This window comes from Streptomyces sp. NPDC059248 (assembly GCF_042753905.1).
Classification (GTDB): domain Bacteria; phylum Actinomycetota; class Actinomycetes; order Streptomycetales; family Streptomycetaceae; genus Streptomyces.
In genome coordinates this window covers 83,322-91,164 of sequence record NZ_JBHYZV010000029.1, presented here as the reverse complement: position 1 = coordinate 91,164, position 7,843 = coordinate 83,322, and the positions used below count along the sequence as shown (strand labels likewise).

Annotated in this window: 3 protein-coding genes; all 3 read right to left on the bottom strand. The window is 72.0% G+C overall.

The annotated features are described in order from the left end of the window. Nucleotides 1-147: 147 nt before the first annotated feature. On the bottom strand, nt 148-3,483 hold the full coding sequence (locus ACFXG1_RS15180) for a S8 family serine peptidase (protein ID WP_384742750.1): 3,336 nt from the start codon (nt 3,481-3,483) through the stop codon (nt 148-150). 464 nt (nt 3,484-3,947) lie between these two features. After that, nucleotides 3,948-4,976, bottom strand: a complete 1,029-nt coding sequence (locus ACFXG1_RS15175) for a hypothetical protein (protein ID WP_384742747.1) — start codon at nt 4,974-4,976, stop codon at nt 3,948-3,950. A 200-nt stretch (nt 4,977-5,176) separates the two neighbouring features. Continuing rightward, nucleotides 5,177-7,783 (bottom strand): aminopeptidase N, encoded by a 2,607-nt coding sequence (pepN, locus tag ACFXG1_RS15170; protein ID WP_384712272.1) that lies wholly within the window; start codon nt 7,781-7,783, stop codon nt 5,177-5,179. Nucleotides 7,784-7,843 lie beyond the last annotated feature (60 nt).

Here is a 7,843-nt window from a genome sequence, read left to right as displayed (position 1 = left end):
ATTCGGCGACCACCGTGATCTTCACTGCTTTAGTCTTCGGCAGCGTCTTATGTGTATAAGATACAGCTCCCCCTCCCGTACGGCGGCCCCGGTGCGAGACCCCCGGCGGCCGGTGCGGAACCGGCCGCCGGGGGTTCGCCGCGTCCGTTACGGGACGACGGAACCGATCACGACACTGCCCGTGCCTGCCGCGGTGCCGCGACCGTTCACGAGCCGTACGTCCCCGAAGAACTGCCGGCCTTCGGGCGCCGGTCCCGCGACCACGACCTCCGCGCCGACCTGCGCCGACTCACCGGTCCCCAGCGGGATCCGCCGGTCCGCGTCGACCTTGATCTGCCCCAGCGACGGGGAGAAGAAGACGTCGCGGTAGTCGTACTGGGTACCGCCGGCGGCGACCGCGTAGCCGTCGACGACGATCCGGTAGGTGCCGGCCGCGGGCTTCACCAGGCTCACGGCCTCCTCGGAGTCCGCGTCCGCCGCGACCGCGACCCGCTGGCCCGCCTGGTTGAAGACGGAGAGGTCGAGGTCGGCGCTCGGGTCGGAGGTGTTACCGATGGCGATGTCGAGCCGCTCGACGCCCTCACCGACGGTCACCGTGGTCTGCCGGGTCTCGCCCTGCGCGATCGTCGGCCGGTCCACCTTGGCGGAGCCCAGGGAGCCGCCTTCCAGCCGCCCGTCGATCGCGGCGATCTTGTTGGTGACCGTCCACTGGACCGGCGCCGGGACGCCGACCTTCGCCTCGGGCAGCGTCTGCACGGCCGGGGCGAAGTCCGCGCCCAGCAGGGTGACGTCCAGCTGGTACGGGTTGTCCAGCAGCGGCGACGTACGCCGCGACTCGACCTCGATCTCCCAGACACCCGGCGCAGGCTCCTGGTAGGAGCGCAGGTCGGGGCGGCAGGTGTTGGCCGGGTTCGGGTAATTCGGGTAGCAGTAGATGGTGGCGCTGTCCTCCATCTGCACCCCGTACGGGTGGATGGAGATGAACCGGGTCTGGCTGTCCTTCGCCAGTCCGCCGAGCGCGACCTCCAGGGTCTTCGCGCCCTCGGGGACGGTGATGAAGTACGAGCGGTGGCTGTTGCGCTCCACCGAGCCGGATGCCTTGAAGGAGTGCGAAGGGGCCGCGAGCGGCGTGGAGACCACGACGGTCGCCATGATCTGCTTGTCGACGCCCTCGGTGCGCGGGTCGTCGGCCTCCAGGATGGCGCTGTGCACGCCGTCCGTCCTCGGCTTGGCCTGCACGGTCACGGTGACCGGCTGGTTCAGCGGCAGCTTGACCCACTTGCCGGTCAGCAGCCGGAAGGTGCCGTCGTTGTTCCGCCAGTCCAGCTCGTGCCAGACGGCGCGGTCCGGGCCGGTGGTCCGGGTGACGGTGATGTCGTACGTCCGGGACTGGCCGGCCTTCAGACCGCCCTCGCGGTCGTAGAGACCGGTACCGAAGCCGGGGGTCTTCAGGGCGAAGTCGATCGCCGTGTCGACGGGCGCCTTGACGTGGTACTCGTGGGCGGCGACACCGTCCTTGATCGAGTCCCAGGCGTCCAGGGTGTCGACGAGACCGGCGCCCTGCTCGTGCGCCTTGACGCCGGGGATCTTGTCCGCGGTGCTGGTCAGGGCGGTGCGCAGCTTCGCCGGGGTCAGCTCGATGCCCCGCTGCTTGGCGGCGGAGAGCAGCAGCGCGCCCACGCCCGCGACCTGCGGCGAGGACATCGAGGTGCCCTGGATCATCGAGTAGCCGGGCGGCAGCTGGTAGCCCGCCTCGCGGACCGGGCCGCCGGGCGACCAGGTCTGGGTGGTCTGGATCGCCGAGCCGGGCGCGGTGATGGTGGGTGTGAAGCCGCCGTCCTCCCGCGGGCCGCGCGACGAGAACGGCATCATCTGGTATTTCTTCGTCACCAGCGACCCGTAGTTGGCGGCCCAGCTCTCCTTGGAGATGGAGGCGCCGACGGAGATCGCCTTGTCGGCGACGCCCGGGTCGCCCAGGGTGTTGGTGCCGGGGCCGTCGTTGCCCGCGGAGATCACCAGCTGGACGCCGTAGGTGTCGATGAGCCGGTTGTACAGCTCGACCCGGGCGTTGTTGCCGTCGTTGAGCGCCGGGAGACCGCCGATGGAGATGTTGACGATGTCCACGCCCCGGTTGATCACCAGGTCGGCCAGGCCCTCGGTGAGGGCGATGTTGGTGCAGCCGCCGCTCCAGGAGCAGGCCCGGGAGGAGACCAGCTTGGCGCCGGGCGCCGCGCCGTTCATCTTCCCGCCGAAGAGGCCGTTGGCGGCGGTGATACCGGCGACGTGGGAGCCGTGGGAGCCCTCGATGATGCCGATGCCCGCGAAGTCGGCCTTGGCCCCGGTGGCGGGGTTGTAGACGACGTCCTTGCGCAGCTCGATCACGAACGGGATCCGTTCGGCGACCGGCGTGGCCGGGTCGTCCTGGCCGAAGTAGCCGATCTGGAAGCCGTCCTTGTACGGCTTCATCGGCGTGTCGTCGGTGAAGTCGGCGTTGTTGTTCAGGTCGACCCGGACGGTGCCCGCGGCGGCGTCGTACAGCAGCGCCCAGACGTCGGTGGTGTCGCCGTCCCGGTTGAGGTCGCCGGCCATGTCGCCGTTGCGGGTGATCGCCTCGGCGAAGAGGTTGAACTTGTACGTCCCGGCGGGCGCCGTGTAGGCGCGGCCGTTGACGGTGAACGACGGGCCGCCGACCTCGGTCCGCATCGCGCGCCAGGTGCCGTCGCCGTCGAGTACGGGGTCGGTCGCGGTGACCCAGTCGACGATCTTGCGCTCGCCGGTGGTGGTCTTCTGCAGCGCCGGGTGGGCGATGTCGACGCCGGAGTCCAGGATGCCGATGGTGATCCCGCGGCCGTCGTACTTCGGGTTCTTCTTCACGAAGTCGACGGCGCCCGTCTCGAAGGACGGGTTGTACGGGTTCTTGGCGGGGGTGTTCGCGTCGGGCGCCGGGTAGCTGCGGACCTGCTTGCCGGTCGCGCCCGACGCCGCCTTGACGGTGTCGGCGCCCGGGGTCGGGTCGTCCAGCTTCACCTCGTGCCGGAGGTCGATGCCGTGCACGCTGGGGAGTTTGGCGGCGGTGCGCAGGGCGCTCTCCGCGTGCCGGGTGGGGAGGGTGGCCCGGACATAGCCGAGCTGGTCGTACGTCTTGCCGACGTACGCCCCGTCGACGGCGCCGAGCTGGGCCACGACCGGCTCGGTGGCGCCGGGGGCGGTGGCGATCATCACGGTGATCTGCTTCTCGCCCTTGGCCTCGGCCTCGGCGAGGAGTTCGACGTCGGCCGCGCCGAGCTTCTTCTCGGCCGGCTGGACGGCCTTGGCGCCGGTGCTGCCCGTGGCGCCGGGGTCGTCGGCGGGGGCGGCGAACACGGGCACGGTGCCCGCGGCGACCAGGGCGGTCACGAGCGAGGCCGCGGCGGCGATCCGGGCCGCGCGTCTGCGCCCGGTGGCGGAGCGTCCGGATATGGAGCTCTGGGGTTCGGGGGTCATCGGCATCCCTGTTGGTGAAGGAACGGGTTCCCTGGCTGATGGCAATGCTGGTCATCGGTCCGGATTTCGGTGCCGGACGACCGCTCAGCCTTTCGTACGGGACGGGGTTTTGGGGAGAGCGCTCGGGAAAAGTGATGTGACCATGGCAGAAAACCGCTGTCGGCGGGGCCGCGTCAAGAGGAAAAAGGGGGCGGAAAAGGAGAGTTGTTCCAGGTGACACGCGCCGTATACACCCGGCGTCCCCACCGGATACGGACGGGACTTCTGGGATCCATGGCCGAAAACCGCCACTTGAGCTGACGGAGGGTCCGGTAACGGTCCGATCCGCCCCGGAGCGCCCGATGGGTCCGGTCCGGACGGGTCCGTCCGACCGGTCCGGTATCCGGGCCGTGGTGTCCGGCGTCCCCGCCGGCCCCGCCGTCCCTGCCGCCCCTGCCGTCCCGTCGTTCCGGTCGCCGGGGGGATCAGCGGGGGAGCACCACCACATACGCGGGCGGCTCCCGGTCCACCGCCGCCGACAGCGCCGTACGGACCACCACGGCCTGCTGCTCCGGCCAGTCCCGCACCTTCCGCGGCGTCAGCGGTACGACGGTGATCCCGAGCCGCTCCAGATGCTCCCGCTGCCGGACCCGGGCCGCCCAGCCCGTGTCGCCCGCCCCGACGGCTGTGTCTGTGGGGGACGCGGGGGACGCGTCGAGGACGACGGCCACACAGTGGTCGGGCCAGTAGGCGTCGACCCGCCCCAGACCGGGACCGCCGGGCAGCCGCAGATCGACGTTCCACAGCGGGTCGGGCAGCCCGGACGCGTACACCAGCCCGTACAGCCGGTCCTCCGCCCGGGACCTGCCCTCCGCGAGCAGCGCCTCCACGGCGTCCAGTACCCGAGGCCGGCGCAGCAGCCCGGCCCGCTCCAACTCCGCGACCAGCGCCGCCGGATCGCAGTGTCCGCCGCCGACGGCCTCCGCCACCAGCAGCCGTACGGCTCCGGGGTCCGTGACGCCCTCGACGGCGTCCGCCACGGCCCGGGCCACCGGGGCGACCGGCAGCCCGTCCACCGCCACGGGCTCCGGCAGGGCGGAGGTCCGGACGATCCGGGCCCGGCCGGTCGACCGCAGCCGCCGCGTCCCGGGTACGAGCACGTCGACGACGCCGAGTCCGCCCGGCGGACCCACCGAGGCGAACCCGTGCAGGGCGAGGGCGGCGGCACCGGTCAGTACGGCGTCCCCGTACGGCCGCGCCACCGCGTCCCGCTCCCGGCCCGGCGGCCGCCCCGCGTACAACAGCACCCCGCGGAGCAGTTCCTCGCCGGTCGGGACGCCCCGACGCAGCAGATACACCCCCGGCAGCAGCGCCTGCCACGGCCCGCCGGCCCGGCAATGGGCGGCGAGCCGCGCCCCGGTGACGCCGTACCGCCGCAACTGGGCCGCGGACAGGACGCGATCACGGACGTCGGGGGGAACGGGAAGGGCGGCGAGCGCGGTGTGGGGTGTCATGCGAAGGGGATGCCCGCGGCACGCCGCGCGCTATCCGCTGTTACAGCCCCGTCGCCAACCCGGCACGCCCCTGCCGTTCCGCGGGCGCGGCCCCGGGGAGCGGGCCTTCGGGGGCGCGGCCCCGGCAGGGCTCAAGAGCCTCCCGGACCCGCACCCTCGAAGGGCGCGCGGCGCCGAACGGCGGCTCCCCGGCGGGAGGACTACGCCGAGGACGCGTCCCTCTTCCGGGCGTCGAGGGCGCGGACCAGGTCGTCGTGGGACTCCACGACCAGGCGGCGCAGGGCCGGTGCCGCGTCGGGGTGCTCCGCGAGCCACTCCTCCGCCGCCACCCGCGCGCTCTCGCCCTGCAACGACGGGAAGAGGCCCGATACGACGTCCATCCCGATCTGGATGGACCGCTCGGCCCAGAGCCGCTCGATCACCGCGAAGTACTTCGGCGCGAACGGCGCCAGCAGCTCCCGCTGGCCCGACTGGACGAAGCCCGAGATCGTCGCCTCCACCAGCGCGTTCGACAGCTCGTCGGACTCCACGACCCGGGCCCACGCCTCGTCCTTGACCGCCGCCGAAGGACGGGCGGCGAGACAGCGGACGTGGTGCCGGGTCCCGGACGCGGTGTCGTCGCGGGACAGCTCGGCCGCCAGCCGCTCCTCGTCCGCGACGCCGTGCGCGGCCAGCGGTTCGAGGAACGCCCACCGCAGTTCCTGGTCGACGTCGAGCCCGTCGATCTTCGCCGTGCCTTCGAGGAGGCCGGTGAGGAGCTGGAGGTCGGCCGCCGAGTCGGCGACCGTGGCGAAGAACCGCGCCCAGGTCAGCTGGTGCTGACCGGCGGGCTCCGCGAGCCGCAGCTCCCGCAGCGCGCCCTGCGCCAGCAGCCGCCCGCCCTCCTCGCGCCACTCCGGCGCCGCGTAGTGCGTCAGGGCGGTCCTGGCCCAGGCGTGCAGCATCTGGAGCACCCCGATATCGGACTCGCGGCCCGCGAACCGCAGCACCAGGTCGACGAAGTCCCGGGCGGGCATCAGCCCGTCCCGCGTCAGGTTCCACAGCGCCGACCAGCACAGCGCCCGCGCCAGCGGGTCGGCGATGTCGCCGAGCCGCTCCCGGAGCGCTGCCAGCGACCCCTCGTCGAAGCGGATCTTGCAGTAGGTCAGGTCCTCGTCGTTGACCAGGACGAGCGCCGGGCGCTCGGCGCCCGCCAGCTCCGGCACCACGGTCCGCGCGCCGTCGACGTCCGCCTCGGCGGACGCGTACCGCACCAGCGCGCCGTCCTCGTGCCGGTAGAGCCCGACGGCGACGCGGTGCGGCCTCAGCACGCCCGCCTCGCCCCGGACGACACCCGCGTCCTGGGCGATCGCCAGCTCGGTGATCCGGTCGGCCGCGTCATAGGTGACGACCGGCGTCAGGGAGTTCACGCCCGCCGTCTGGAGCCAGGCGGCGGACCAGGCGGCCATATCCCGTCCGGACACCTCCTCCAGCACCGACAGCAGATCCGCCAGCCGGGTGTTCCCGTACGCGTGCCGCTTGAAGTAGCGCCGCGAGCCCTCCAGGAACGCCTCCTCGCCGACATAGGCCACGAGCTGCTTCAGCACGCTGGCGCCCTTGGCGTAGGTGATCCCGTCGAAGTTGAGCTTGGCGTCCTCCAGGTCGCGGATGTCCGCGGTCACCGGATGCGTGGACGGCATCTGGTCGGCCCGGTACGCCCACGCCTTGCGGTTGTTGGCGAAGGTGATCCAGCCGTCGGTGAAGCGGGTCGCGCCGACCATCGCGTACGAGCCCATGAAGTCGGCGAAGGACTCCTTCAGCCACAGGTCGTCCCACCACACCATGGTGACCAGGTCGCCGAACCACATATGCGCCATCTCGTGGAGGATCACATTGGCGCGGCGCTCGTACGAAGCCCGGGTGACCTTGCCCCGGAAGATGAACTCCTCCCGGAAGGTGACGCACCCCGGGTTCTCCATCGCGCCGATGTTGTACTCGGGCACGAACGCCTGGTCGTACTTGCCGAAGGGGTACGGGAAGTCGAACCGGTCGTGGAAGAAGTCGAGGCCCTGCTTGGTGACGAGGAAGACGTCGTCGGCGTCGAAATGCCGGGCCAGCCCCTTGCGGCACATCGCGCCCAGCGGGATCTCCAGCACCGTGCCGTCGTCGAGGGTGCGGGTGTAGAGGTCGGTCTCGTAGTGGTACGGACCGGCGACGACGGCCGTGATGTACGTGGAGATCGGCCGGGTCTCCGCGAACCGCCAGACCCCGTCCCTGGCGTCCTTCTCACCGGCGCCGTTGCTCCACACGGTCCAGCCGTCGGGCGCGGTCACCTCGAAGCGGAACGGCGCCTTGAGGTCGGGCTGCTCGAAGTTGGCGAACACCCGCCGGGCGTCGGCGGGCTCGTACTGGGTGTAGAGGTAGACCTCGCCGTCCTCAGGGTCGACGAACCGGTGCAGCCCCTCACCCGTCCGGCTGTACGCACACTGCGCGTCCACCACCAGGACGTTCTCCGCCGCCAGACCGTCCAGCCTGATCCGGGCGCCGTCGAAGACCTCGGCCGGGTCCAGCTTCTCGCCGTTCAGGCTGACCGCCGTGACAGCGGGGGCGACCAGATCGGCGAAGCTGTCTGCGCCCGGCCGGGCGCAGCGGAAGCGGATCGTCGTCGTGGAGCGGAACGTCAGCGGACCCCCGCCACCCGTACCGCCCTCTCCGGCGGCGTCGCCCCCGGTCGCCGATGTGACGTCGAGGGCAACCTCGTACCCGTCGACGGACAGCAGCTCGGCCCGCTCGCGGGCTTCGTCGCGGGAAAGATTCTCACCCGGCACGGGCACTCCTTCGTGTCTCGTTCCAACGGCCCGATCCTCCCATGCGCCCCGACCGGGCGG